This is a genomic window from Tabrizicola sp. (genome assembly GCF_016792905.1).
Lineage (GTDB): Bacteria > Pseudomonadota > Alphaproteobacteria > Rhodobacterales > Rhodobacteraceae > Tabrizicola.
In genome coordinates this window covers 13,804-39,632 of the sequence record NZ_JAEULP010000057.1, presented here as the reverse complement: position 1 = coordinate 39,632, position 25,829 = coordinate 13,804, and the positions used below count along the sequence as shown (strand labels likewise).

Below are 25,829 nucleotides of genomic sequence, written 5' to 3'. Positions count from 1 at the left end.
CGCGGGGATCCGGGGGTGTGAAACCCCCGGTCAACGCCACTCCAGAGGGGAACAGATGAAGTATCTCAACCTCGCCCTCCTCATCCTCTTCCCCGTCGCCTGGTTCGCCCCCCTCCTGCGTGCGGCGATCCTGCCGATCTTCGGGATGGACGAGATCAGCGTGATCACCGGGCTGCAATCGCTCTGGGAGTCCGACGTGGCACTGGCCCTCCTCGTCACCTTCCTTGCGATCTTCGCGCCCTATGCCAAGACCATTGGCCTGGCGCTCCTGCACTGGAACCTCCTCAGCCCCAAGACCCTGCCTGCGCTGGAAATCCTGGGAAAACTCGCGATGGCCGACGTCTTCCTGATCGCGCTCTACATCGTGATCGTGAAGGGCGCGGGGCATGTCACGGTGGAAACCGCCTGGGGGCTCTGGCTTTTCAGCCTCTGCGTGCTTAGCTCCATCGTGATCGGCTGGGCCACTGCGCGCAGCCTCCGTGCGGACCGCGCGGATAACCCCTGAGCCGCAAAGCCTGCCTCCATGACCGCCGACCCGATCCCGCTGTCCCTGCTTGACCTTGTCCGCGTCCGCGAGGGGTTTGATGCGGCGAACGCGCTGGCCGAGGCGCAGGCCATCGCCGCCCATGTCGACCGGCTGGGGTTCAACCGCTACTGGGTGGCCGAACACCACAACATGCAAAGCATCGCCTCGGCGGCGACATCGGTGGTGCTGGCCCATGCCGGTCAGCACACAAGGCGCATCCGCATCGGCTCGGGCGGGATCATGCTGCCCAACCATGCGCCCTATATCATCGCCGAACAGTTCGGCACGCTGGCCGCGCTTTACCCGGGCCGGGTCGACCTTGGCCTTGGCCGCGCGCCCGGAACCGATCAGGCGACGTTGCAGGCCATCCGCACCCCGGCAGGTGCCGCCGAACGCTTCCCGCAGGAGGTGATGGAGCTGATGCACTGGTTCGCCCCTGCGGACGAGCCGGGCTATGTCCGCGCCTGGCCGGCTTGCGGGGCGGAAGTGGACTTCTGGATCCTCGGCTCCTCGCAGTTCGGCGCCATGCTGGCGGCGGAGCTGGGCCTGCCCTACGGCTTCGCCTCGCATTTCGCGCCGGACTACCTGGACGAGGCGCTGCACCTCTACCGCAGCCGCTTCAAGCCCTCGGCGCAGTTGCAGGCGCCGCGCACCATGATCGGGGTGAATGTGGTTTGCGCCGATACGTCGGTTGAGGCGCGGCGGCTGTTCACCACCGCGCAGATGAGCTTCTGCGGCATCTTCCGGGGCGTGCGCGGGCTGTCGCAGCCGCCGATCGACGATATCGGCACCTACTGGACCCCGCGCGAAGAGGCGCAGGTCTCGCGCATGCTGGGCTGCGCGGTGGTGGGCACGCCCGCCGAGGTGAAGGCGGGATTGTCGGCGTTGCAGGAACGAACCGGGGCGGATGAGTTCATCATCGTCACCGACATCTGGGACCCCGCCGCGCGACGCCGCTCGCTTGCCCTGACCGCCGAAGCCTGGGGCTTGCAGGTGGAGTGAGGGGAAAGGCAGCGGCGAAGGGTTGTCTTGCCGATGCCTTGATAACGCCCAAAAGTCCCGGCACTGTCGCGCCTGATGAAACAGATTGCCTCTTTCACCTGTACCGTCTGTGGCGCGGCCTATCGCAAATGGGCCGGGAAATGCGATGCCTGCGGCGGGTGGAACACGATCGTCGAAGAGGCGCCCCTGTCCACCGGGCCGAAGGCACTGGGGGCCAAGGGCCGGGCAATCCCGCTGAGCGATCTGGCGACCGAGGAAGCCCCGCCGCCCCGTGCGTCGTCAGGCATTGACGAGCTGGACCGGGTGCTGGGGGGGGGCCTCGTCCCCGCTTCGGCCATTCTGGTGGGCGGCGATCCGGGGATCGGGAAATCCACGCTCCTTCTGCAAGCCGCCGCAAGTTTCGCCCGCAAGGGGCTGAAATGCCTGTATATTTCTGGCGAAGAGGCTTCAGCGCAGGTGCGGATGCGGGCGCAGCGCCTCGGGCTGACCGATGCCGCCGTGCAACTGGGCGCCGAGACCAACCTGCGCGACATCCTGACCACGCTCGACGCCGAACGTCCGGCGCTTGCGATCATCGATTCCATCCAGACCATGTGGCTGGACCAGGTCGAGGCCGCGCCCGGCTCGGTCTCCCAGGTCCGCGCCGCGGCGCATGAGCTTGTCACCTTCGCCAAGCGGCGGGGCGTGGCGGTGGTGCTGGTCGGCCATGTGACGAAGGAAGGCCAGATCGCCGGACCCCGGGTGGTGGAACACATGGTCGACACCGTCCTTTACTTCGAAGGCGAGCGTGGCCACCAGTTCCGCATCCTGCGCGCGGTGAAGAACCGCTTCGGACCAGCGGACGAGATCGGCGTGTTCGAGATGACCGGGGGCGGACTGGCGGAGGTCCCGAACCCCTCGGCCCTGTTCCTGGCCAACCGCGACCAGCCCGCGCCGGGCTCCGCCGTCTTCGCGGGGATCGAGGGCACAAGGCCGGTCCTGACCGAAATCCAGGCGCTTGTCGCCCCTTCCACCCTCGCCAGCCCCCGCAGAACAGTGGTCGGCCTCGACTCTGGTCGTGTCTCGACCATCCTCGCCGTGCTGGAGGCCCGTTGCGGCATTCCCTTCGCGGGGCTGGACGTGTTCCTCAATGTCGCAGGCGGCCTTCGGGTCAGTGAACCCGCTGCCGACCTTGCCGTCGCCGGGGCGCTGCTTTCGGCGCGCGAGGATGTGGCGATTCCGCCCGACATGGTACTTTTCGGAGAAATCAGCCTTTCCGGGGCCTTGCGTCCGGTCGGGCAAACCGAAAACAGGTTGAAAGAAGCCTCGAAACTTGGTTTCTCACAGGCAACTGTGCCGTCCCATTCGAAAATCGAAGGGGCGGCAGGTCTGACGGTGCGGCAGATGCCGGACCTGACGGCGTTTGTGGGCGACATGTTCGGGGCAGGATAAGCCCTTGGAAAAGAACGGAATGGGGACGTAAGCGATGGAAAACCTGACCGCAGTTGATGGGGGCGCGGCGCTCATCATCATCATCTCGGCCATTCTCGCCTTCTCGCGCGGTCTGGTGCGCGAGCTTATGGCGATCATCGGCTGGATCGGCGCGGCCATCGCCGCCTACTACTTTGCGCCCGGCGTGCAGCCCCTGGTGAAGGAACTGCCGGTGGTCGGCGAATTCCTTTCGGACAGCTGCGAGCTTTCGGTGGTCGCGGCCTTTGCCGGGGTCTTCGTCGTCGGCCTGATCGTCGCCGCGCTTTTCACGCCGCTCTTCTCGGGCGCGGTGCAGCGTTCGGCGCTTGGCGGGATCGACCAGGCGCTAGGCTTCCTGTTCGGGGCGGCGCGCGGGGTTCTTCTGATCGCCATCGCTTTCATCGTCTACGACCGCGTGCTGAGCGACCAGCGGATCGAGATGATCGACAACAGCCGCACGGCACTGGTCTTCGCCAACTTCCAGCGGCAGATCGACGACAACATCCCCTCGGACGCGCCGGGCTGGATCGTCGATCGCTACAACGACCTGACCAATGTCTGCGCCACGGGTGCTGCCCCCACGACCGAGACGGCCCCGTCGACCGAAGCACCCGCGGCCCCGGCCACCAATCCGTGACCCCTGCCCAGCGTTTCGGGGCGTGACAGCCCCGAAGCGCTGCCGTAAACAGCGGGCCAAGGCAATGGACAGGATTCGGACGCATGGCCCCCTTCCGCTCTCACCCCTTCGAAGCCCTGAGTGACGGGGACAAGCTGAAGGAGGAATGCGGGATTTTCGGCGTGGTTGGCGTGGCCGATGCGTCGAACTTCGTGGCCCTTGGCCTGCATGCCCTGCAACACCGGGGGCAAGAGGCCGGCGGCATCGTCTGCTACCATCCCGACCACGGCTTCAACTCGGCCCGCCGCTTCGGCTATGTCCGCGACAATTTCACCAAGGCCGACGTGATGGACACGCTGCCGGGGTCGCTTGCCATCGGCCATGTGCGCTATTCCACCGCCGGATCGAAAGGGGCGACCGCGATCCGCGACGTGCAGCCCTTCTTCGGCGAGTTCTCGATGGGCGGCTGCGCGATTGCCCACAATGGCAACCTGACCAATGCCTCCGCCCTGCGCCGCGAACTGATCGAGCGCGGCTCGATCTTCCAGTCCTCGTCGGACAGCGAATGCATCATCCACCTGATGGCGCGCTCGATCCAGAAGACCCTGTCGGAGCGGATCAAGGACGCGCTGCGCCGGGTGGAGGGTGCCTTCAGCGTCGTCGCGATGACCCGGACCAAGCTGATCGGCGTCCGCGACCCGCTTGGTGTCCGCCCGCTGGTGCTGGGGCGGATCGGCGATTCCGGATGGGCGCTCAGCTCGGAAACCTGCGGGCTGGATATCATCGGCGCCGAGTTCATCCGCGAGATCGAACCGGGCGAGATGGTGGTGATCGAGGGCAACCGGGTCGAGTCGACCCGCCCCTTCACCCCGGCGAAATCGCGGTTCTGCATCTTCGAGAACGTCTACTTCTCCCGCCCCGACAGCATCATCGGCGGCCGCTCGGTCTATGAGACCCGCCGCCAGATCGGCGTCGAACTCGCGCGCGAGGCGCCGGTGGACGCCGACCTCGTCTGCCCCGTGCCGGACAGCGGCACCCCGGCGGCCATCGGCTACAGCCAGGAATCGGGCATTCCCTATGCGATGGGGATCATCCGCAACCAGTACATGGGCCGGACCTTCATCGAACCGACCGACCACATCCGCAACATGGGCGTCCGGTTGAAGCTGAACGTCAACCGCGCGCTGATCAAGGGCAAGCGCGTGATCCTGGTGGATGACTCGGTCGTGCGCGGCACCACCAGCCGCAAGATCAAGGACATGATCCTGGAGGCCGGGGCCGCCGAGGTCCACTTCCGCATCGCCTCGCCCCCCACCGCCTGGCCCTGCTTCTACGGAGTGGACACGCCGGAACGCTCGAAGCTCCTCGCCGCGACGATGTCCGAGGACGAGATGCGCGACTGGATCGGGGTCGACAGCCTCAAGTTCATCTCGCTTGACGGCCTTTACCGCGCCGCCGGCGAGGCCGCGGGCCGCGATAACGCCAACCCGAAATTCTGCGACGCCTGCTTCTCGGGTGATTACCCGGTCGCGCCTTCGGACAAGATCGAGGAAGGCTTCCAGATGAAGGCGGCAGAGTGACCAGCGAGGTCGACGCCTACATCACCGCCCTGCCCCCGGACAAGCGGCAGGCCCTGGCCGATTTCCGTCTGCGCCTGAAGGCCCTCCTCCCCGACCACATCGAAGTCATGTCCTACGCCATGCCCGGCTTTCGCCAGCCGGGGCCGAAGGGCAGGATGGTCGCGGGCTATGCGGCCTTCGCGAAACACCTCGCCCTCTACCCGCATTCCGGTAGCGTGATCCCGCAGATCGACTGCACCCCGTTCAAGACCTCGAAATCCGGCGTCCTCTTCACGCCCAGCCATCCCTTGCCCGACCAACTCCTCGAACAGATCATCCGCGCCCGCCAGGCCGAGATCGCTGCGGGATATGGTCGCACGGCCTGACCCACCCTCCCCTTGCCCTTTCATACTGGGCCAAATATCCCCGCCGGAGGCTCCAACGGCCACCAGAAGGACCGACCCATGACCCAGAAGATCGCACTCGTCACCGGAGCCTCGCGCGGGCTGGGGGCTGCCATGGCCGAACAACTGGCGCTGCGCGGCTGGCAGGTGGTGGCCGTCGCCCGCACCGTGGGGGGGCTTGAAGACCTCGACGACCGGGTCAAACGCGCGGGCCTGCCGGGCGCCGGTGGCCTGACGCTCGCGCCGATGGATGTGACCAACGACGACGCGATGCGGCACCTTTGCCGACAGGTCCACGACCGCTGGGGCGGGCTCGGTCTCTGGGTCCATGCGGCGATCCACGCTGCCCCGCTGGCCCCCGCCGGGCATATCGATCAGAAGGACTGGGAGAAGTCGCTGGCCACCAATGCCCGGGCGACGGGAATGCTGATCCCGATGGTCGAGCCGCTTCTGCGGGCGCATGAGGGCACTGCGCTGTTTCTCGACGATCCGCGGACGGGACAGCCATTCTTCGGCTCCTATGGTGCCACGAAAGCCGCCCAGATGGCGCTGGCGCGCAGTTGGCAGGTCGAGACTGCGAAGCACGGGCCAAGGGTGGTGATCGCCGAGCCCGCAGCCCTGCCCACCGCCACCCGGGCACGGTTCTTTCCGGGCGAGGACCGGACGAAGCTCGCCGATGTGCAGGGTGAGGCGGCGCGGATTCTCGACGCCCTGTGAGCCGGGAGTCCGAAATTCCTTCGAAGGAATTTGCAAATCTTTTCGAAAAGATTTGGCCGCTCTAACCCGCCAGCGCCGTGTCGATGGCAGACCACAGGGTCTCCACCGGCTCCACGCCGACCGAGAGCCGGATGAACCCGTCCGCCACCGCATCCCCCCACCGTGAGCGGCGTTCGGCGGCGGTGTGGACCCCGCCGAAGCTCGTCGCCTGCTCGATGAGCGGGCAGCGGGAGAGGAAGGCTTCCGCCTCTGCCTCACCCGCCAGCTCGAAGCCGATCAGGAAACCGCCGTTCGCCATCTGGCTGCCGATCGACTTGTGGGAGGCATCCCCGGGCAGGCCGGGATAGCGCAGGCCTCGCACGGATCGGTGGGCGGCCAGCCGTTCGGCGATCGCGGCGGCGGAGGCGCACATCCGGGTCAGGCGTACCTCGAGCGTCTCCAGGCCCCGGTGGACGAGGAAGGCCTCGAACGGGCCGGGCACCGATCCCGACTGCCGCCGCCATTCGCGGATGCGGGCCATCAGGTTCGCGTCCCGCCCCGCGACATGGCCGAAGAGCGCGTCGGAATGGCCGGCCGGGGCCTTGGTGTCGGCGGCGACCACCAGGTCGGCCCCAAGGTCGAGCGGGCGCTGGAGGAGCGGGGTCATCGTCGTGTTGTCGGCAATGAGCAGCGCCCCGGCAGCCCTGGCCTTCCGGGCCAACGCGGCAATGTCGAGGGTATCGAGACCGGGGTTCGAGGGCGTCTCGATGTAGATCGCATCGAAGCCGGTGAAGTCCTCCGCCGCCATCTGGGCGGTGGGCACCTGCACGACCTCGACCCCGTAGACCTGCAACAGGTCGCGGCCGATCAGGCGGGTCACGTAGTAGCCGTCGGAGGGGAGCATCACCTTTGCCCCCGCCCTCAGGCAGCAGACGAGGGCCGCGGTGATGGCGGCCATGCCGGAGGGGAAGGAGACGGTCTCGGCGGCCTCAAGGATCGAAAGCTGGGCCTCGACCGCGTCCCAGGTCGGCTGGCCGGAGCGGCCGTAATAGTAGGCCGCCCCCTGCGCCTCGGGCAGGTGGAAGGTGGTCGCGACCGAGATCGCCGGAGTGATCGGCTCGCCCAGGGCAAGGCCCGCCTTGCGGTGGTGGAGAAGGCGGGCGACGCGGGCGTCGGTCTCGGCGGTCATGGCGGGCTCCTTCGGTGTCCACAGTGGACAGGATTGGGGATCGCAGCGAAATCAATGGCTTGGCCGCGGGCGTTTACCGAACCTTAACCCGCGTCGCCTGCGCCCTCAAGCCGTCACTCCAGCCGCGCAGGGAAGCCTTCGGCCCGCAGGTCGGTGCCGAGAAGATCCTCCAGAAGCTTGGCGATCATCGGCGATTGCGCCTCTCCTCCGAAGGCGGCCTTCGCAGCGATGTAGGTCTGGTTGGTGATAGAGGCCAGGTCCAGCGGCACGCCGAATTCCTTGCCGAAGCCGAGTGCGAAGCCCAGGTCCTTCAGCGCAAGGTCGATGTTGAAGGCAATGTCGTAGGACCCGTTCAGAATCAGCGCGCCTTCGGTTTCATGGACGAAACTGTTGCCCGACGACGCCTGGATTGCATGCCAGGCCTGCCCGAGGTCGAGGCCCCCGCGTTTGGCCAGCATCAGCGCTTCGGACGTCGCTTTCAGATGGATGAAGGCCAGCATGTTGGTGATGACCTTGATCACCGCCGCCGACCCGAGCGGCCCCATGTGGAAGATGCGGTTGCCGATGACCGTCAGCGCCGGACGGTGGAGGTCGACGAGATCCTGATCGCCGCCCAGAAGCACGGTGATTTCACCCCGAGCGGCGAGATGGACACCGCCCGTCACCGGCGCTTCCAAGAGGCGCACCTGCCCGATCCGGGCGAGACCCGCGAGGCGCAGCACGTCGTCGCGACCGAGCGTCGAGTTCTCGATCCAGGTTGCGCCGGGTTTCAGGCCGGTCATCAGCTCGGCCAGCACGGCCTCGGAGACGGCAGGATTTGGCAGGCAGGTGAAGACATGGTCCACCTGCCCGGCCAGATCGGAAACCGAAGGCGCGACCGTCGCCCCCAGCGCGGCGTGACGTTCGGCCAGCGCGGGATTGCGGTCGTAGACCGTGACGCGGTGCCCGGCTTGCAGCAGGTTCGACGCAAGATGGCCGCCAAGGTTGCCAAGGCCGATATAGCCGTAGTGCATTCTTCCCTCTTTTCCGTGCGTTATCGCCCGACGCTCAAGTCCTACCGGAAGTAGATATTGAACCGCTTGCGGATCGCCGCGTCAATCTCCGGCTCGACCCGGCAACCCGCCTTGGCCAGGATCGCGTTCTTCCGGGCGATGGCGGTGTCGAGCAGGATCGGCTTGCCGGCCTCGTTCCATTCCTTCGGCGACATGCGGTTGCCCACGTTCGGGTAGATGTATTCGGTCTGCATCAGCTTCAGCGTCTGGTCCGACCCAAGGTAATGGCCGGGTCCGCCAAGGCAGACTTCTTTCATCGCATCAAGGCTGGTCGAGTCGGGCGTGACGTCGATGCCGCGCACCAGTCGCATGGTCTGGCCGAGGAGGTCGTCGCCGAGGACCAGGCTTTCGAGGCAGAAGCCGAGGAGCGAGGCGTGCATCCCCACCGCCTCGTAGCACATGTTGAGGCCCGCGAGACCGGCAAGCGCGTTGGTGATGCCCTGCTCCCATCCGGCCTGCATGTCGGGAAGCTTCGAATCGCTGATCCCCGAGGCCGCGCCGCCGGGCAGGTCGTAGAAACGGTGCATCTGGGCGCAGCCTGCGGTGAGGAGCGCCTGTTCGGCACTGCCCCCGGACATGGCGCCGGTACGCAGGTCGGAGACGAAGGGCCAGGTTCCGAAGATCGCGGGCGCCCCGGGCTTGATCGCGTTGACATAGACCACGCCCGCCAGGCATTCGGCGACGGCCTGCACGATGGTCAGCGCGATCGGCGCGGGCGCGGTGGCCCCGGCCTGACCGGCAGAGAGGAGGAGCATCGGCATGCCGCGCCGGATGCAATCCTCCATGGTGATGCAGCTTTCCTCCGCGAATTTCATCGGCGGGACGACGAAACAGTTGGAGTTGGAGACGAAGGGGCGTTCCAGCCATTTCTCCTCGCCCCCCGCAACTATGTGCAGCATTTCGAAACAATCGGCGACATGGGAGGGGTCGGAGAAGCTGGTGCCGACGTGCTTGGTGGTGCCCGCAAGGCTGCCGTACAGCGTGTTGAGGTCCATCTCCTTGTTGTCGGTGACGTCCCGGCAGACCATCGTGCGCTGGTAGAAGTGGATGTTGTCGAGGTTGTCGACGAGGCGGGCCGCGTCATAGAGGTCCTGCGCGGTCGACTCGCGGTAGTCGAGGGTGACGGGGTCGACGATATGGACCGCCGCGCCCGCGGTGCCGTAATGGACGTTGGTGCCGGTCAGGTGCAGGTCCTGCTTCGGGTCGCGGGCGTGGAGCGTGATGTTGCGGGCGGCCACGGTCAGCATGTCCTCGACCAGCGCGCGGGGAAAGCGGATGCGGCCGTCCGCTCCTTGGATCGCGCCCGCATCGGTCAGGAGCTTGACGCCCGAGGGCGGGGCCTGGGAGAGGCCGATCTGTTCCAGCGCGTCGAGGGCAGCGGCGTGAATCTGCTGCACGCCTGCCTCGGTCAGGGGCTTGTACTGGCCGCCGGGGAGCCCTGCGCGGACGGGTTTCACGTCGTCGGCCAGAGGGGCGGCGCGGAGGGCGACGCGGGCCTGGCGGCCACCGGAGCGGCGGGCGCGGGCGGGTTCGCAGGTTTCGCCGATGTCGGGCATGTCGGTCATTGGGCTGATCCCTTGAGGAGGAGGGCGTCGATCTCGTCGCCGTTGGCGGTGCCCGCGAGCGGGGCGAAGGAGCCGTGGTCGAGCATGGCTTTCGTGGCGTCGCGGATCGCGGCGTGGGTAAGGCGGGCGATCTGGCTGCCGGTGGAGACGCGGCGGACACCGATTGTCGCCATTTCGGCAACGGTGAGCTGTTTCAGCGGGCCTGCGGCGAGGGCGTTCACGGGTTTACTAACGGCGGCGAGGATTTGCTTCAGCTCGCTGGGGCCGGGGGGCACCGGGATGTAGAGAAGGTCAGCCCCGGCGGCCTCGAAGGCCTGCAGGCGGCGGATGGCTTCTGCCAGCGCGTAGGTGCCATGCATGACGCCATCGGCGCGGGCGCAGAAGATGAAGGGGCGACCCAGGGCGCGGGCGGCGGCGGCCCCGGCCTTGATGCGTTCGACGGCAAGCGCGAAATCATAGGGCGCGTTGCCGGGGATCATCTGCGTATCCTCGACGCTGATCCCCGACAGGCCTGCCTCGCCCGACAGGCGGACGGTTTCGGCCACATCGTCGGGGCTGTCACCGAAGCCGTTCTCGAAATCGCCGGAAACCGGCAGCGGCGTGGCGGCGATCAGGTCCTGCGCATGGGCCAGCGCCTCGTCGCGGGTCACGCCGCCAAGGTCGGGGCGGCCGAGGGTGAAGGCATGGGCGGCGGAGCTTGTCGCGAGGGCTTTCGCGCCGAGGGCGGCCATCATCCGCGCAGAACCCCGGTCCCAGGGGTTCGGGATGACGAAGCAGCCCGACTGGTGCAGGTCGTGGAACGCCTGATGGCGCGCGGCCAGGGTCATGCGCGGATCCTTTCGGATTTCGGGTCGTACATGGGCGCAAGGCTGGCGATGGCCTCGTGCCGTTGCCCCGCGACCTCGATTTCGTAGCGCGCGCCGAGGGTGTCGTCGTCGGTTTCGCCTTTCGCCGGGACATAGCCCAGGCCGATCGCGCCGCCGAGGTGGTGGCCGTAGGCGCCGCTGGTGACGGGGCCGACGATTTTTCCATCGCGGACAATGGCTTCGTTGTGGAAGAGCAGCGGGTCCGGGTCCTTCAGGCGGAACTGGAGGAGCTTGCGGTCGAGGCCCGCCTGTTCCTTGCGCAGCACGGCATCGCGCCCGAGGAAGGCGGTCTTCTTGCGGCTGACGGTGAAGCCGAGGCCCGCTTCCAGCACATGATCCTCGTCGGTGATGTCATGGCCCCAATGGCGGTAGGCCTTCTCGATCCGGCAGGAGTCGAGAGTGTGGAGGCCGCAGAGTTTCAGGTCGGGGGCCGCCTCCATGATCGCCTCGAAGACATGGGCGGTCTGGTCGGCGCTGACGTAAAGCTCCCATCCAAGTTCGCCGACGTAAGTGACGCGATGGGCGCGGGCGATCCCGTAGCCAATCTCGATTTCCTTTGCCTGGCCAAAGGGATGGACGGTGTTGCTGAAGTCGTTTGGCGAAACCTTGGCGAGCACTTCGCGCGACTGCGGACCCATCAGGCAGAGGACGGATTCGGCGGCGGTCACATCGGTGATCACGGCGAAATCGTCACCGACATGCTGGCGCATCCAGGCGAGGTTGCGTTGCAGGGTCGCGCCGGGGACGACGGCGAGGAAGGCGGTCTCGCTGAGGCGTGTCACCGTAAGATCAGCCTCTATCCCGCCGTTTTCATTCAGGAACATGGTGTAGACGATCCGCCCCGGCGCCACGTCCATCTGCGCCGAGGAGATGCGGTTGAGGTATGCGCAGGCGTCGCGGCCCTCGACCCTGATCTTGCCGAAGCTCGTCATGTCAAAGAGGCCCGCGCTTTCCCGCACCGCCATATGCTCGGCACGCTGGTTGTCGAACCAGTTCTGCCGCTTCCACGAATAGCGATACTCCCGCTCCTGCCCCGGATTGGCGAACCAGTTGGCGCGTTCCCAGCCCGCAACCTCGCCGAAGACCGCCCCGCGCGCGGCAAGATGGTCGTGGATCGGCGAGCGGCGGACACCCCTTGCGGTCACGACCTGCCGGTAGGGGAAATGATCGGCATAGAGGAGGCCCAGAGTCTCGGACACGCGCTCTTTCAGATACTTGCGGTTCTTCTGGAACGGTTGCGCGCGGCGAATGTCGACTTCCCAGAGATCGAAGGGTGGCTCTCCTTCCGTGATCCAGTGCGCCAGCGCCTGCCCGGCCCCGCCCGAGGACACGATGCCGATGGAATTGTAGCCAGCGGCGATCCAGTAGCCCTTCACCTCGGGCGCTTCGCCCAGGTAGTAGCGGTCGTCGGGGGTGAAGCTTTCCGGCCCGTTGAAGAAAGTGTGGATGCCCGCCGTCTGGAACAGCGGCAGCCGGTTCATCGCATGTTCGAGGATGGGCATGAAATGGTCCCAGTCCTCGGGCAGCGTGTCGAATTCAAAGTCCTTGCGGATGCCCTCCATGCCCCAAGGCTTCGCCTTCGGCTCGAAGGCGCCGAGCATCATTTTCCCTGCGTCCTGCTTGTAGTAGGCGCATTCGTCGGGGACGCGGAGCACCGGCAGGTTCAGATCGATCCCGGCGACGGGTTCGGTGATCAGATAGAAATGCTCGCAGGCATGAAGTGGCAGTGTGACGCCGTTCTGAAGCGCAAGGTCCCTGCCCCACATGCCGCCGCAGTTTACGATGACATCGGCCGCGATATGTCCCGGCCCCTCGGCGGTCTCGTAGTCCACTCCGGTCACGCGGCCCCCGGCGGTCGTGACTTTCGTCACCAGAGCGCCCTCGAAGATCTTCGCGCCCCGCATCCGGGCGCCCTTTGCCAGCGCCATGGCGATGTTGGCCGGGTCGCACTGGCCGTCGAGCGGCAGCGCCACCGCGCCGACGACGCCGTCGATGTTCAGGTGCGGATATTTGGCCTTGGCCTCCTGCGGTGAAATCTCGTGCACCTCGACGTTGAAAATCCGCGCCACGGTGGCTTGCCGCAGCAGTTCCTCATGCCGTTCCTTCGTCAGCGCGACCGAGATACTGCCCACCTGCTTCATGCCCGTCGCGACGCCCGTCTCGGCCTCCAGCCCCCGGTAGAGGTCGGCCGAATACTTGGCGAGCCGCGTCATGTTCGCACTGCCCCGCAACTGCCCGATCAGCCCCGCCGCGTGCCAGGTGGTGCCGGAGGTCAGCTTGCGACGCTCCAGGAGGACCACATCGGTCCAGCCCGCTTTCGCGAGGTGATAGGCCACCGAACAGCCCGAAACCCCGCCCCCGATCACCACTGCACGCGCTTTCGTCGGAATCTCAGCCATCACTTCGGTCTTTCATACTGGTTCAAATATCCCGGGGGTCCGGGGGCTGGCCCCCGGTCCGCCAGATGTCACGCGCGGATGCGCTCGTTCTTCGCGTCCCAGGCCGGGCCATCCGGCAGGACGGTTGCCTTCATGCGGTCGCCGAAGATTTCCACCTCCACCTGCGTTCCCGGCACCGCGAGGTCCGCCCTGAGCATGCCCAGCGCCAGCGAGCCGCCCACCCGGTAGCCCCAGGCGCCGGATGTGGTTTCACCCGCAACCTGGCCATCGTGCCAGAGCGTCGACATGTAGGGTGCGTCGGCCTCGCCTGCCTCGACCTTCAGCGAGACGAAGCGCTTCTTCACCCCGCGCTGCTTTTCGGTCGCCAGCGCCGCCTTGCCGGGGAAGTCATGCGTCCAGTCGATGAAGCGCTCAAGCCCGCCTTCCAGCAGGGAGTAATCGGTCGAGAGGTCGCCCTTCCAGGCACGGTAGCCCTTCTCGATCCGCAAGGAGTTCAGCGCCTTCATACCGAAGGGTTTCGCGCCGCCCGCGAGGAGCGCGTCGTAGATATGGGAGGCATCCTCGCGGTCGCAGTGGATTTCCCAACCCAGTTCCCCGGCGAAGGACACCCGCAGCAGGGCCACATCCTTGCCCGCAACCTTGGCGAAATACTGGACGGAGAGCCAGGGCAGCGTCAGGTCGCCCTCGGTGATCAGCGCCAGCAGGTCGCGCGCTTTGGGGCCGGTGACGATGAAGCAGTGGATCTTGTCGGTCCAGTCCTCCAGCACCACGCCCTCCGGCAGCCCTTTTCGCAGGATGTCTGCGTCATGGGACTGTGCCACCGCGGCGGTGATCACGCCCACGTCCTCGTCGCTGAACGGCAGGCAGGTCATTTCGGTGACGATCCGGCCACGGTCGTCGGCGAAATAGAGGAGGCCCGTGCGCCCCGGCTGCGGCAATTTCGAGGCGGTGAGCGAGGCGAGGTGCGCCCGCGCGCCGGGACCGACAAGGCGCAGGCGGGTGAAACCGGGGAGGTCGAGAACCCCCACCCCGTCCCGCACCGCCTCGGCTTCGGCGCGAATACGCTTCTCCCACGGGCCGGTTCGGTCCCAAGTCTGCGTCGCCTCCCAGCTGGTGTCGTCACCCGGCGCGGCATACCATTCCGCCCGCTCCCAACCGTTGTAGGGCGCGAACTGGGCGCCGAGGGCTTTCAGCTTGTCGTGGATGGGGGAGAGCTTGCGGTCGGGGGCGGCAGGCCAGCGGGCCATCGGGAAATGCATGCCATATTCGTGGCCGTAGACTTCCTTGCCCTTGTCGACGAGGTAGTCGTGATCCTCCCAGCCGGTGAAGCGGCGGGGATCGCAGGACCACATGTCCCATTCGGTGCCACCCTCCGTCACCCATTCCGCCAGCACCTTGCCCGCGCCACCGGCCTGGCAGATGCCGAAGGTGAAGACGCAGGCCTCGAAGGCGTTCGGAACGCCGGGCATCGGGCCGATCAGGGGATTGCCGTCGGGGGTATAGGGGATCGGGCCGTTGATCACCTTGGTCAGCGCGGCCTGTTGCAAGAGCGGCACCCGCGCCATCGCGTCGTTGATGTGCCATTCCAGCCGCTCCAGATCGTCGGGGAACAGCTGGAAGCTGAAATCCTCGGGCATCGGGTCGTCCGGCGTCGCCCAATGCGCGCGGCAGGGGTTCTCGTAGGGGCCGAGGTTGAAGCCCATCTTCTCCTGCCGGAGGTAGTAGGACGAATCCACGTCGCGGAGGAGAGGAAGCTTGTGGCCCACTTCCTTCGACCAGGCCTCCAGCTCGGGGATGGTGTCGAACAGCATGTACTGGTGGCTCATCACCATCATCGGCACCCCGCGGCCGAACAGCGCGCCCACCTGCGCCGCGTAATAGCCTCCCGCGTTCACCACATATTCGGCGCGGACCTCGCCCTTCGGCGTCGTCAGCACCCATTCGCTGCCCGTCCATTTCGCCGCCGTCACCGGGCAGAAGCGTTCGATCCGCGCGCCGAGTTTCCGCGCCCCAGCGGCCAGAGCCTGGGTCAGCTGCGCCGGGTCGATGTCGCCGTCATAGGGGTCGTAGAGGGCTCCGGTCAGGTCATGGGTCTCGACGAAGGGATATTTCGAGCGGATTTCCTCGGGTGTGAGGATGTCCAGATCCATGCCCTGATAGCGCCCCATGCCCCTGACGCGCTTGAATTCCTGAAGGCGTTCCTTGGAATGGCCCAGCCGCACCGAGCCGGTGACGTGGTAGTTCATCGGGTAATCCACCGCCTGCCCGAGGCCCCGGTAGAGGTTCGCCGAATAGCGCTGCACGTTCATGATCGACCAGGAGGAGGAGAAGGTCGGCACGTTCCCCGCCGCATGCCAGGTCGACCCGGCGGTCAGTTCGTTCTTTTCCAAGAGCAGGCAATCGGTCCAGCCCGCCTTGGCCAGATGGTAGAGCGCCGAGGTGCCAACGGCCCCGCCCCCGATGATCACCACCCGCGCTTGCGCAAATTCCGCCATGACCGCCCTCCCGAACCCTGGCGCCACTATCTGCCGCCACGCGCCCGCTTTCAATTCGGGCCGGGCCGGGGTATTGATCGGAAAACCCGATCACGGCTTTCATCTGTCTGAAAATATCCTCTGGGGGTCCGGGGGGCGAAGCGCCCCCGGGGCTTGCCAGAAAGCGCCACGGCCCAACCATGCAGATCGACCTCCTCGACACCTTCCTCGACCTTGCCGAAACCCGCAGCTTCCACCGCACGGCGGAGCGGCTCAGGATCACCCAATCCACCGTCTCGGCCCGGGTGACGGCGCTGGAGCAGGCGGTGGGGTCACGGCTTTTCGACCGCAGCCGTGCCGGGACCGACCTCACCCCCGAAGGCAAGCGCTTCGAGCCGCATGCCCGTGCGCTCCGGCATGAGTGGAACGAGGCCAAGCGGCGCATCCAGATCCCGCAGGGGGCTTCGCAACTGATGCGGCTGGGCATCCAGAACGACCTGGCGGCGGTCTATCTGGGTGACTGGGTGGCACGCTTCCGGGCGGTGCTGCCGGAGACCGCCTTCTACATCGAGCCGGACTATTCCAACCAGATGTGCGCCGATCTCCTCACCGGCATTCTCGACTTCGCGGTGATGTTTTCCCCGAAACCCCACCCCGACCTGCATTTCGAAAGCGTGGGCGACGTGACCTACCGGATGATCTCGACCGAGACCCCGCGGCTGGCCGAAATCACGCCCGCCCGCTTCGTCTTCGCGCATTTCTCCCCCGCCTTCGAGGAGATGCACCGCCAGTTGACGCCCGACCTTGCGACGGCGGCGGTGTCGGTCGGACAGTCGGGATCGGTGGTGTCGCTGCTGACCGCGATGGGGGGCTCGGGCTATGTGCTGGAGAAGACCGCCGCCGATCTTGTGGCCGGGGGCCGGTTCCTGATGGTGGAAGACGCCCCCGACCTGCGCCAGCCGGTCTTCGCCGCGATCCACATCCGGCACCGGACCCTGCCCCTGCATCGCAAGCTGACCCAGCTTGTCGCGCGGAACTTCGGGTAGGGCCGCGGTCAGAACACCATCTGCACCCGATGCCCCGGTGCATGGGCAAGGCGCACCAGCGTCACCGGACCGGCGGTGCCGTGGGTCGTGCGTTCGGCCACCAGAAGTGCTGTTCCGGGGGCCGCGCCCAGCACATCCGCCTCGCGGGCGCTGGCCGGTTCGGCGGTGAAGGCGATGTCACCGGAGACGAGGCTGATATGCGTCACCAGCCATTCGTTCGCGCTCACCGTGGCAAAATCGGGCGGCGGACCCGACAGCGCGGCGGGGTTCAGCCAGCGGCTCTCCAGCACGTAAGGTCGCCCGCCCGCCAGATGCAGCGTTTCCAGATAGCGCATCCGCGTGGCTTCCGGCAGACCCAGCCGCGCGGTCACCGGCACCGGCGCTGCGGTCAGCCGATCAGCCAGCAGGTCGAAGTCATAAGTCAGGCCCCGGCTCAGCACATCCAGCCGGATCACCGGGATCTCCAGCCTCGCCCGGCGCACCGGCAATTCGGCCACCCGGGTTCCGGCGCGCTTCTTCCGCTCGATCACCCCCGCCTCGGCAAGCTCGCGCAGGGCGCGGTTCACCGTGGCGCGGGCGACGCCGAACTCTGCCGAAAGGGCCTCCTCGCCCGGGATCAGCGCGCCGGGGGGCCAGTCGCGCGCGCGGATGCGGCGCAGGACCTCGGCGCGGATGTCTTCCCAGCCGAGGGTCACAGCGCCTCGCGCAGGCGGCGCATCGTGCTGCGGAACCGCGTTGCCGTGGCCTCGCGGGCGATGTGGCGGCCCTCGCGGACGATGTGGCGACCGGCGGACCAGAGGTCGGTCACAAGGCCGTCGCGCCCGGCGAACAGGAAGGAATCGAGGAGTGCATCGCCCTCGAAGCCTTCCAGCCGCAGGTCGCCGGTGTCGAGCGCCAGAAGATCGGCCCATTGCCCGGCCTCGATCCGGCCCGAGGCCCGGCCCGCCGCCTGCGCTCCGCCCTTCAGGGCGCCCTCCCACAGGAACCGCCCGGTCGAGCGCGCGTCGGCCATGACCGCCCGGGCCTTGTGGTCCAGACGCTGGGAATATTCCAGGAGCCGCAGTTCCTCGGGAGCCGAGATGCGGACATTGCTGTCCGTCCCCACCCCGAAGGCACCCCCCGCAGCCAGCCAGCCGGGGCTGTCGAAGATGCCGTCGCCAAGGTTCGCCTCGGTGATCGCGCAGAGACCCGCGACGGCCCCGGTCCTGGCCAGCGCGGTCGTTTCGGATGGGGTCATCTGCGTGGCGTGGATCATGCACCAGCGTTGGTCGAGGGGAAGATTCGCCAAAGCCCAGTCCACGGGCCGCATGCCCCAGGCGGCCTGCACTTCGGTCACTTCGGCGACCTGTTCGGCGATGTGGATGTGGACCGGGCCTTCGGGAACCATCCCGGCGGCGCGGGCCAGCGTCTCGCGGCTGACGGCGCGCAGGGAATGTGGCGCGACGCCAAGTCTGGAATCGGGTAGGTGCGACAGCGCCACCCGCGCCCCTTCAAGGATCGCGGCATAGGTGTCGGGCGAGGAGCCAAAGCGCAACTGCCCGCCCTGAAGCGGACGGCCATCCACGCCGCCCTGTTCGTAGATCACCGGCAGATGGGTCAGGCCCAACCCGGTCTCCCCCGCCGCCGCCGCGATCCGCGCCGTCATCTCGGCGGGATCGGCATAGGTGCCGCCGCCGACCGGGTGGTGCAGGTAGTGGAACTCACAGACCGAGGCGAAACCCGATTCCGCCATCTCGACCATGGCCTGCGCGGCGATCGCCTGCACATCCTCGGGCGAGAGCCGTTCGAGGAATCGGTACATCAGCGCCCGCCAGGTCCAGAAACTGTCCTGCCCCGCCGTGCGCGCCTCGGTCATCCCCGCCATGGCGCGCTGGAAGGTATGGGAATGCAGGTTGACCGGCGCTGGCAGCAGGCAGCCGAAGGCCAGCCCCTCTGGCGCGTGGCTGGGACTGACCGAGGCGATGCGGCCGTCCTCGACCACGATGCGGACATCCTTCGCCCAGCCGTCGGGCAGAAGCGCAGTTTCGGCGTGCAGGATCATGGCGACTCACTTGACTTGCATTATGTCTAGACATATTAGCCAATACACCAGCCATAAGGCAAGCCAATGCTCCTGACCCACGCAACCCTTGCAACGATGACAAATGGCTACGGCCTGGTCCGCGATGCCGCCGTGGCGCTGGAGGGGGATAGGATCGCCTGGTCCGGGCCGATGCACGACCTGCCATCGGCCTTCCGGTCACTTCCCGCGCAGGATGCCGGGGGCCGCCTTCTCACCCCCGGCCTGATCGACTGCCACACCCATGCGGTCTTCGGCGGCCATCGGGCGGTGGAGTTCGAACTGCGGCTGAAGGGCGCGAGCTATGAGGAGGTCGCGCGGGCGGGGGGCGGGATCCTGTCCACCGTCACCGCGACACGGGCGGCGGGCGAGGAGGCGCTTCTGGCCAAGGCCCTGCCCCGTGTGGACCAGCTGATCGCCTCGGGCGCGACCACCATCGAGGTGAAATCGGGCTACGGGCTGACGATCGAGGACGAGCTGAAGATGCTGCGGGTGGCGCGGCGGATCGGGCAAGCGCGCCCGGTGACGGTCAGGACCACGCATCTTGCCGCCCATGCCATTCCGCCGGAATACAAAGGCAACGCAACGGGTTACATTGCGCATGTCGCAATCCCCTCGCTGCGGGCGGCGCAGGCCGAGGGGCTGGTCGACGCCGTCGATGCCTTCTGCGAAAACATCGCCTTCTCGGTCGAGGAGCTGACGCCCCTCTTCGCCGAGGCCCGCGCGCTGGGTCTGCCGGTCAAGCTGCATGCCGAGCAGCTGACCGACCAGCAGGGCGCCGCCTTTGCCGCCCGACACGGGGCGTTGTCGGCGGATCATCTGGAATATCTGTCCGCGGAGGGCATCGCCGCGATGCAGGCCGCGGGCACGGTCGCCGTCATCCTGCCCGGCGCCTTCTACACTCTGCGCGAAACGCAGATGCCGCCGATTGCCGCCCTGCGCGCCGCAGGCGTGCCGATGGCGGTGGCGACCGACCTCAACCCCGGTTCCTCGCCCCTGGCCTCGCTGACGCTGGCCATGAACATGGCCTGCACCCTGTTCCGCATGACGCCGGAGGAGGCGCTTCTCGGCACCACCGCCCATGCCGCCCGCGCGCTTGGCCTTGCCGACCGGGGCCGCATCGCTCCGGGGCTCCGGTCCGACCTTTGCATCTGGGACGCCGACCACCCGGCCGAGCTTGCCTACCGCATCGGGGCCACCACCCTTCACAAACGCATTTTCGGAGGCCGTCTTGACGCCTGAAATCCTTGTCCCCGGCCAGGTCACGCTGGCGCAGCTTGAGCGCATCTTCCGCGAGGGCCTGCCCGCCCGGTTGCACGACAGCGCGCGTCCCGGCATTGAACGCGCGGCGAGCCATATCGCGGCGGCGGCGAACGGGACCGTTGCGGTCTATGGCGTCAACACCGGGTTCGGGAAGCTGGCGAGCATCAAGATCGCCCCGGAAGATACGGCAACGCTTCAGAAAAACCTGATCCTCAGCCACTGCTGCGGCGTGGGCGAGCCGATGCCGGAAGACGTGGCTCGGTTGATGATGGTGCTGAAGCTGCTGTCGCTGGGCCGCGGGGCCTCGGGCGTGCGGCCGGAAGTGGTGGCCTGCATCGAGGTGATGCTTGAACACCGCGTGACACCGCTGATCCCGGATCAGGGGTCGGTCGGGGCATCTGGCGACCTGGCACCCTTGGCCCACATGACCGCCGTGATGATCGGCCATGGCGAGGCGCTGGTGGACGGCAAGGTGAGAACCGGCGTGGAAGCACTTGCTTCGAAAGGGATTTCGCCGATCCAGCTTGGTGCCAAGGAAGGGCTGGCGCTGATCAACGGCACGCAGTTCTCCACCGCCTATGCACTGGCAGGCCTGTTCCAGGGCTGGCAGGCCGCGCGCGAGGCGCTGGTCATCTCGGCGCTGTCGACCGATGCGATCATGGGCTCAACCGCGCCCTTGGAAGCCGAAATCCACGCGCTTCGCGGCCAGCCGGGCCAGATCGACGCGGCGGCGACGATGCGGGCGCTGCTGGCGGGAAGCGAAATCCGCGAGAGCCACCGCGACGGCGATACAAGGGTGCAGGATCCCTATTGCATCCGCTGCCAGCCGCAGGTGACGGGGGCGGCGATGGACGTGCTCCGCATGGCCGCGCGCACCCTGCAGACCGAGGCCAATGCCGCCACCGACAATCCGCTGGTCCTGTCGGGCGGGCAGATCGTCTCGGGCGGCAACTTCCACGCCGAGCCGGTGGGTTTCGCCGCCGACATGATCGCGATGGCTCTGGCCGAGATCGGGGCGATCGCGCAAAGGCGGGTGGCGCTGATGGTCGACCCGACGCTTTCTTTCGATCTTCCCGCATTCCTGACGCCGAAGCCCGGCCTCAACTCCGGCCTGATGATCGCCGAAGTCACCACGGCGGCCTTGATGAGCGAAAACAAGCACCTGGCGCATCCGACGGTGATCGATTCCACGCCGACCTCTGCCAACCAGGAGGACCATGTGAGCATGGCCGCCCATGGTGCGCGCCGCCTGCGCCGGATGGTGAAGAACCTGAACGTCATCCTGGGGGTCGAGGCGATGTGCGCCGCGCAAGGCGTGGAATTCCGCGCGCCCTTGAAGACCTCCACCCCGCTGCAAGCCGCCGTCCGTGCGCTCCGCACGCAGGTCCGCGCGCTGGAGGACGACCGCTACCTTGCCCCCGACCTCGCCCGCGCCGCCGCACTGGTGGCGGAAGGCGCGCTCTCCAAAGCCACCGGCATCCCGATGCCTCATCTCGCCTGATTTCATCTTTGCCCAAATATCCTCCGGGGGTCCGGGCGGCGAAGCGCCCCCGGGGTCTCCGAAAGCCGAAGGAGCCCGACATGACCAACCCCCGCCACAACCTGCGCGACATCTATCCCCCGACCGGCCCGGAGAAGACCGCCAAGACCTGGGCCGGAGAGGCCGCGATGCGGATGCTGATGAACAACCTGCATCCCGACGTGGCCGAAAACCCGCATGAGCTGGTGGTCTACGGCGGCATCGGCCGGGCGGCGCGGACCTGGGAGGATTTCGACCGGATCGTCGCGGGGCTGAAGGACCTGGAAGCCGACGAGACGCTGGTCGTGCAATCCGGCAAGCCCATCGCCATCGTGCGGACCCATGCTGATGCGCCGCGGGTGCTGATCGCGAACTCGAACCTTGTTCCCCATTGGGCGACCTGGGCGCATTTCAACGAGTTGGACAGGAAGGGCCTGATGATGTACGGCCAGATGACCGCCGGGTCCTGGATCTACATCGGCACGCAAGGCATCGTGCAGGGCACCTACGAGACCTTCGCGGAAGCCGGTCGCCAGCACTACAATGGCGACCTGAAGGGCAAGTGGATCCTGACCGGCGGCCTTGGCGGCATGGGCGGGGCGCAGCCCTTGGCCGCTGTCATGGCGGGCGCCTGCTGTCTGGCGGTGGAGGTTGACGAGACCCGGATCGATTTCCGCCTGCGCACCCGCTATGTCGATGCCAAGGCCAAGACGCTGGACGAAGCGCTGGCGATGATCGCCGACTGGACGGCGAAGGGCGAGGCCAAGTCGGTCGGTCTTCTGGGCAATGCGGCGGAGGTGTTCCCCGAACTGCTGAAGCGGATGCAGGCAGGCGGCCCGCGCCCCGACATCGTGACCGACCAGACCTCGGCGCATGACCCGCTGCATGGCTATTGCCCGTCGGGCTGGACCGTCGCGGAGTGGCGCGCGAAGCAGGAAACCGATCCGAAGGCGGTGGAAACGGCAGCGCGGCATTCCATGCGCGACCATGTCGAGGCCATGGTGGGTTTCTGGAACGCGGGCGTGCCGACGCTCGACTACGGCAACAACATCCGGCAGGTGGCGAAGGACGAGGGGTTCGAGAACGCCTTCGCTTTCCCGGGCTTCGTGCCCGCCTATATCCGCCCGCTGTTCTGCAAGGGGATCGGCCCGTTCCGCTGGTGTGCCCTCTCGGGCGACCCGGAGGATATCCGCAAGACCGACGCGGCGATGAAGAAGCTCTTCCCGGACAATGCCCACCTGCACCGCTGGCTCGACATGGCGCAGGAACGGATCGCCTTCCAGGGGCTTCCGGCCCGCATCTGCTGGATCGGGCTTGGCGACCGGCACCGGGCCGGGCTGATGTTCAACGAGATGGTGGCCTCCGGCGAGTTGAAGGCCCCCATCGTGATCGGACGGGACCATCTGGATTCCGGGTCGGTCGCCTCGCCCAACCGGGAGACCGAGGCGATGCGGGACGGCTCGGACGCGGTCAGCGACTGGCCGCTGCTGAACGCGCTGGTGAACACCGCTTCGGGGGCGACCTGGGTGTCGCTGCATCACGGGGGCGGCGTGGGCATGGGGTTCAGCCAGCACGCGGGGGTGGTGATCCTGGCCGACGGGACGCCGGAGGCGGCGAAGCGGCTGGAAAGGGTGTTGTGGAACGACCCGGCCTCGGGCGTCTGGCGGCACGCGGATGCGGGCTATGAGATCGCGATCCAGTGTGCCAAGGACCACGGGCTGCGGCTGCCGGGGATATTGGGGAACTGAGGGGGCTTGCCGGGGCGTGGGCAGAAATGCCCACCCTCCCTGTCCACGCTGGGCAGAGCGCGGGATCCTTTACGGATCAATGGCTTGCTTGCGGGCTTTCAGGTTGTGTTAGCCATGAGGAGTCGGGCTGAGGGTCGGCCTCCGATCAGTATTCCGTGGCGCCCTTGCCTGCCATGATCTTGGCCCGACCTTTCTCGATGCGCGACAGCCGCGTGGTGCTGGTCTTGGCCGTGCTCAGGTGGAAGGCCCAGCTTTTCTGCCGCCCCGGCGTCAGGGCGGCGAAGGCCTCGGCCAGATCGGGGTCGGCATCCAGCGCCTCGATGAGTTCCGGGGGCATGTCGACCTCGGACGGCTCCTTCGTCGGCAGGATGCCCCTTTCGGCGTAGCCCATACTTTCGGCGAGATAAGCGCGGATCACGGGTTCCATTGCAGCGGGCGCGTCGTTGTCGGTGAAGCGGATGCAGTCGGGGTGCTTGGTGTTGGGGCCCTGCTTCTGCAACGCGCGCTCCGGGTCCTGCATCAGGGCGGCGTTGAAGAAGGTCAGGCGGAAATCATCTCGGAAGGCGCCGATGATGGCGATGTTGCGGCCCGCGTGCATGTAGCAGGGATGGCCCCATTTCGCGGTCTCGGTCAGGCCCGCATCGCGGCAGATGCGGCGGAGGGTCAGGAGGCCCTTCAACCAGAGCCGGGTCGAGCAGTCAGGCGTCGCGAAGCGGTCGCAGCGGCCGCAGCCCCTGGCGAAGAAGTCCTCGACATCGGTGATCATGGCGCGGTCGGTCATCGCCATCCTCCTGAGAGAGAGTGTCGGCGCAGGCGCGCATTGGTGCAAGACCGGATCTGCCAGATACCGTTCTTTCGGCGGTCGGAGGCAGGCGACTCAGCCGATGCGTGTGGCCCGGCAGGCTGCCCTTGCCCTGTCCCCCGGAGCTGATTTCAGCGTTGCGCCGCGCCAGAGTGCGCAACAACCGACCCGATTTCGGGCCATCGTTCGATCCTTTGCGCCTTTTCACGATCCCGCCACGATCTTTCCCGGGATTTCCCCAGAACGGTCACGCCAAGCACAACCTATGCGGGAATAGTTGGTTAATCGGCACCATCCGAGGGAGATGAAAATGGCCCGTTCGAAATCCGTACTGACCTGGTGCTTCCGCGCGATGTGGAGCGAAGACCCGGCGCTGCGGCGGATCAGCAGTCTGAAAACCTGCCGGAACCAGGAGTCGCAGTCCGGCATTCCGGTCTTCTTCAGGCGCAAGGCAAGGCTGGCCTGATCTGCCCGACCGGCGGCGCGCTGCAAACGTCAGCAGCCGCGATGATGCTTCCCCCCGGCGATTGACCGGGCCTGTCAACGCCCGGACCTGCGGAACACCCTGCAGCGCTGCCGTTGCCCGCGGATCAGAGCACGCGCGGGTTCTTGCCTGCCTCACGCCAGATCGGGTTCGACCAGGCGCGTTTCCCGGCCGCGTCGATGACCGAGACGCGGACCCAGGGGCTGCCGAGCAAACGGTCAAGCGGCACCTCGCAGCGGGTCATCGAATGGCCGTGGACGCCCTTCGCCCCCGTCCCCCAGCCCATCGCCACGACCGAGACGGCGGCAGAGCATTCGACCACGACCTTGTCGCTGTCGAGATGCACATCGTGGATCTGCGGGCCCTGGCTGGAATAGAAATCGCCGCGTTTCAGCGCCGCCAGCAGCGCTTCGGGGGTGTTCTCGGTTGCCTTCACCATGACCCAGCCGCCGAAATGGTCGGGCTCGGAGAAATGCGCGTCATCGGTGGCGATGAGCGACAGCCTGCGCCCCTCGGTCAGGAGGAGATCGGCAATCCCGGCGCCGTCCGGCCGGTCGCAGCCCGCCGCGCAGCCGTGGTTGTAGATTTCGACCGCATGGGCGGAGTCTATGGAACGCGCATCGGCCAGGGTCAGGCCCGACCACTGCGGATGGGCGACGGCGACGAAGGCCCCGGCGGCGACGGCGCGGGCGGCAATGGCCGGGCCGCTTTCCTGCCCCGGTTCGGCGATGAAACTGGTGGTGACGGGCGGCGCGAAATCATGCGGCAGGCCCACGGCGAGGATGTGCCACAACTCGCCGTTCGTCTGGGCGCCGGAATGCAGTTCGGCGCCGATCAGCGTGGTGAAACCGTCGCCGCGGAAGGCGCGCGTGTCGGTCATCGGATAGCCGTAGATGCCGATGAAATGATCGGTCAGCGCGAGGAAATCATAGCCCTCGGCCCTGTAGCGGCGACAGACCTCCTCGGGCGAAAGCACCCCGTCGGAATTGGTGGAATGGGTGTGCAGGTTGCCGCGCCAGAAACGGCCGGGGGCGGTGAAGGCAGAGGGGCGCATGGATCGGGTTCCTTCGTGCAAGCGGCCCGGCGCGGCGGCGGCAGAGTCGCAGCCCGA

At 67.2% G+C, this 25,829-nt stretch carries 22 protein-coding genes; 12 read left to right on the top strand and 10 right to left on the bottom strand.

Annotated features, from left to right (window positions below):
• Nucleotides 1-55 precede the first annotated feature (55 nt).
• From JNL31_RS12160 to JNL31_RS12130, 7 genes are all read left to right on the top strand, one after another.
• Complete coding sequence (locus JNL31_RS12160) at nt 56-505, top strand: paraquat-inducible protein A (protein ID WP_294973577.1); 450 nt, start codon at nt 56-58, stop codon at nt 503-505.
• Nucleotides 506-523: 18 nt separating this feature from the next.
• Complete coding sequence (locus JNL31_RS12155; RefSeq protein WP_294973575.1) at nt 524-1,528, top strand: LLM class flavin-dependent oxidoreductase; 1,005 nt, start codon at nt 524-526, stop codon at nt 1,526-1,528.
• Nucleotides 1,529-1,603: 75 nt separating this feature from the next.
• Entirely contained in the window at nt 1,604-2,959 is a 1,356-nt protein-coding gene (gene radA, locus JNL31_RS12150) for a DNA repair protein RadA (protein ID WP_294973573.1), read from the top strand.
• Nucleotides 2,960-2,993: 34 nt separating this feature from the next.
• Nucleotides 2,994-3,614: a CvpA family protein gene (locus JNL31_RS12145; RefSeq protein ID WP_294973572.1), complete on the top strand. Its 621-nt coding sequence runs from the start codon at nt 2,994-2,996 to the stop codon at nt 3,612-3,614.
• Nucleotides 3,615-3,697: 83 nt separating this feature from the next.
• Complete coding sequence (gene purF, locus JNL31_RS12140) at nt 3,698-5,173, top strand: amidophosphoribosyltransferase (protein ID WP_294973570.1); 1,476 nt, start codon at nt 3,698-3,700, stop codon at nt 5,171-5,173.
• Nucleotides 5,170-5,538, top strand: a complete 369-nt coding sequence (locus JNL31_RS12135; protein ID WP_294973569.1) for a hypothetical protein — start codon at nt 5,170-5,172, stop codon at nt 5,536-5,538. Before purF ends, JNL31_RS12135 begins: the two co-directional genes overlap by 4 nt.
• Nucleotides 5,539-5,616: 78 nt before the next feature.
• Nucleotides 5,617-6,273 (top strand): SDR family oxidoreductase, encoded by a 657-nt coding sequence (locus JNL31_RS12130; RefSeq protein ID WP_294973567.1) that lies wholly within the window; start codon nt 5,617-5,619, stop codon nt 6,271-6,273.
• A gap of 61 nt (nt 6,274-6,334) precedes the next feature.
• Here JNL31_RS12130 and JNL31_RS12125 read toward each other — a convergent pair whose 3' ends face one another.
• The 6 genes from JNL31_RS12125 to JNL31_RS12100 form a co-directional block, all read right to left on the bottom strand.
• Entirely contained in the window at nt 6,335-7,441 is a 1,107-nt protein-coding gene (locus tag JNL31_RS12125) for a cystathionine gamma-lyase (RefSeq protein ID WP_294973565.1), read from the bottom strand.
• 113 nt (nt 7,442-7,554) lie between these two features.
• Nucleotides 7,555-8,454 carry an NAD(P)-dependent oxidoreductase gene (locus tag JNL31_RS12120; protein ID WP_294973563.1) on the bottom strand — a complete coding sequence of 300 codons (900 nt, stop codon included), beginning with the start codon at nt 8,452-8,454 and terminating at the stop codon, nt 7,555-7,557.
• A gap of 41 nt (nt 8,455-8,495) precedes the next feature.
• Nucleotides 8,496-10,049 carry a trimethylamine methyltransferase family protein gene (locus JNL31_RS12115; RefSeq protein ID WP_294973608.1) on the bottom strand — a complete coding sequence of 518 codons (1,554 nt, stop codon included), beginning with the start codon at nt 10,047-10,049 and terminating at the stop codon, nt 8,496-8,498.
• A 5-nt stretch (nt 10,050-10,054) separates the two neighbouring features.
• Nucleotides 10,055-10,885: an isocitrate lyase/phosphoenolpyruvate mutase family protein gene (locus JNL31_RS12110; protein ID WP_294973562.1), complete on the bottom strand. Its 831-nt coding sequence runs from the start codon at nt 10,883-10,885 to the stop codon at nt 10,055-10,057.
• Complete coding sequence (locus JNL31_RS12105) at nt 10,882-13,323, bottom strand: FAD-dependent oxidoreductase (RefSeq protein ID WP_294973560.1); 2,442 nt, start codon at nt 13,321-13,323, stop codon at nt 10,882-10,884. The genes JNL31_RS12110 and JNL31_RS12105 overlap by 4 nt, the downstream gene beginning before the upstream one ends.
• A 68-nt stretch (nt 13,324-13,391) precedes the next feature.
• Nucleotides 13,392-15,818 (bottom strand): FAD-dependent oxidoreductase, encoded by a 2,427-nt coding sequence (locus tag JNL31_RS12100; RefSeq protein ID WP_294973559.1) that lies wholly within the window; start codon nt 15,816-15,818, stop codon nt 13,392-13,394.
• Nucleotides 15,819-15,997: 179 nt separating this feature from the next.
• Between JNL31_RS12100 and JNL31_RS12095 the strand changes: the two genes are divergently transcribed.
• Nucleotides 15,998-16,843 (top strand): LysR family transcriptional regulator, encoded by an 846-nt coding sequence (locus tag JNL31_RS12095; protein WP_294973557.1) that lies wholly within the window; start codon nt 15,998-16,000, stop codon nt 16,841-16,843.
• 8 nt (nt 16,844-16,851) lie between these two features.
• On the opposite strand, the gene JNL31_RS12090 is transcribed toward JNL31_RS12095, so the two are convergent.
• A complete protein-coding gene (locus JNL31_RS12090; RefSeq protein ID WP_294973555.1) occupies nt 16,852-17,538 on the bottom strand; it encodes a GntR family transcriptional regulator in 687 nt (228 codons plus the stop codon).
• Complete coding sequence (locus JNL31_RS12085) at nt 17,535-18,884, bottom strand: formimidoylglutamate deiminase (RefSeq protein WP_294973554.1); 1,350 nt, start codon at nt 18,882-18,884, stop codon at nt 17,535-17,537. Before JNL31_RS12085 ends, JNL31_RS12090 begins: the two co-directional genes overlap by 4 nt.
• A gap of 66 nt (nt 18,885-18,950) precedes the next feature.
• Between JNL31_RS12085 and hutI the strand changes: the two genes are divergently transcribed.
• From hutI to hutU, 3 genes are all read left to right on the top strand, one after another.
• Nucleotides 18,951-20,144 carry an imidazolonepropionase gene (gene hutI, locus JNL31_RS12080; RefSeq protein WP_294973553.1) on the top strand — a complete coding sequence of 398 codons (1,194 nt, stop codon included), beginning with the start codon at nt 18,951-18,953 and terminating at the stop codon, nt 20,142-20,144.
• Nucleotides 20,134-21,666 (top strand): histidine ammonia-lyase, encoded by a 1,533-nt coding sequence (hutH, locus tag JNL31_RS12075; protein WP_294973552.1) that lies wholly within the window; start codon nt 20,134-20,136, stop codon nt 21,664-21,666. The genes hutI and hutH overlap by 11 nt, the downstream gene beginning before the upstream one ends.
• Nucleotides 21,667-21,746: 80 nt before the next feature.
• A complete protein-coding gene (hutU, locus tag JNL31_RS12070; protein ID WP_294973551.1) occupies nt 21,747-23,432 on the top strand; it encodes a urocanate hydratase in 1,686 nt (561 codons plus the stop codon).
• A gap of 145 nt (nt 23,433-23,577) precedes the next feature.
• Here hutU and JNL31_RS12065 read toward each other — a convergent pair whose 3' ends face one another.
• Nucleotides 23,578-24,213, bottom strand: a complete 636-nt coding sequence (locus JNL31_RS12065; protein ID WP_294973550.1) for a YdeI family protein — start codon at nt 24,211-24,213, stop codon at nt 23,578-23,580.
• A gap of 331 nt (nt 24,214-24,544) precedes the next feature.
• On the opposite strand from JNL31_RS12065, the gene JNL31_RS12060 reads away from it, so the two are divergent.
• Nucleotides 24,545-24,700 carry a hypothetical protein gene (locus JNL31_RS12060; protein ID WP_294973549.1) on the top strand — a complete coding sequence of 52 codons (156 nt, stop codon included), beginning with the start codon at nt 24,545-24,547 and terminating at the stop codon, nt 24,698-24,700.
• A gap of 124 nt (nt 24,701-24,824) precedes the next feature.
• Here JNL31_RS12060 and JNL31_RS12055 read toward each other — a convergent pair whose 3' ends face one another.
• A complete protein-coding gene (locus JNL31_RS12055) occupies nt 24,825-25,772 on the bottom strand; it encodes a PHP domain-containing protein (RefSeq protein ID WP_294973548.1) in 948 nt (315 codons plus the stop codon).
• Nucleotides 25,773-25,829 lie beyond the last annotated feature (57 nt).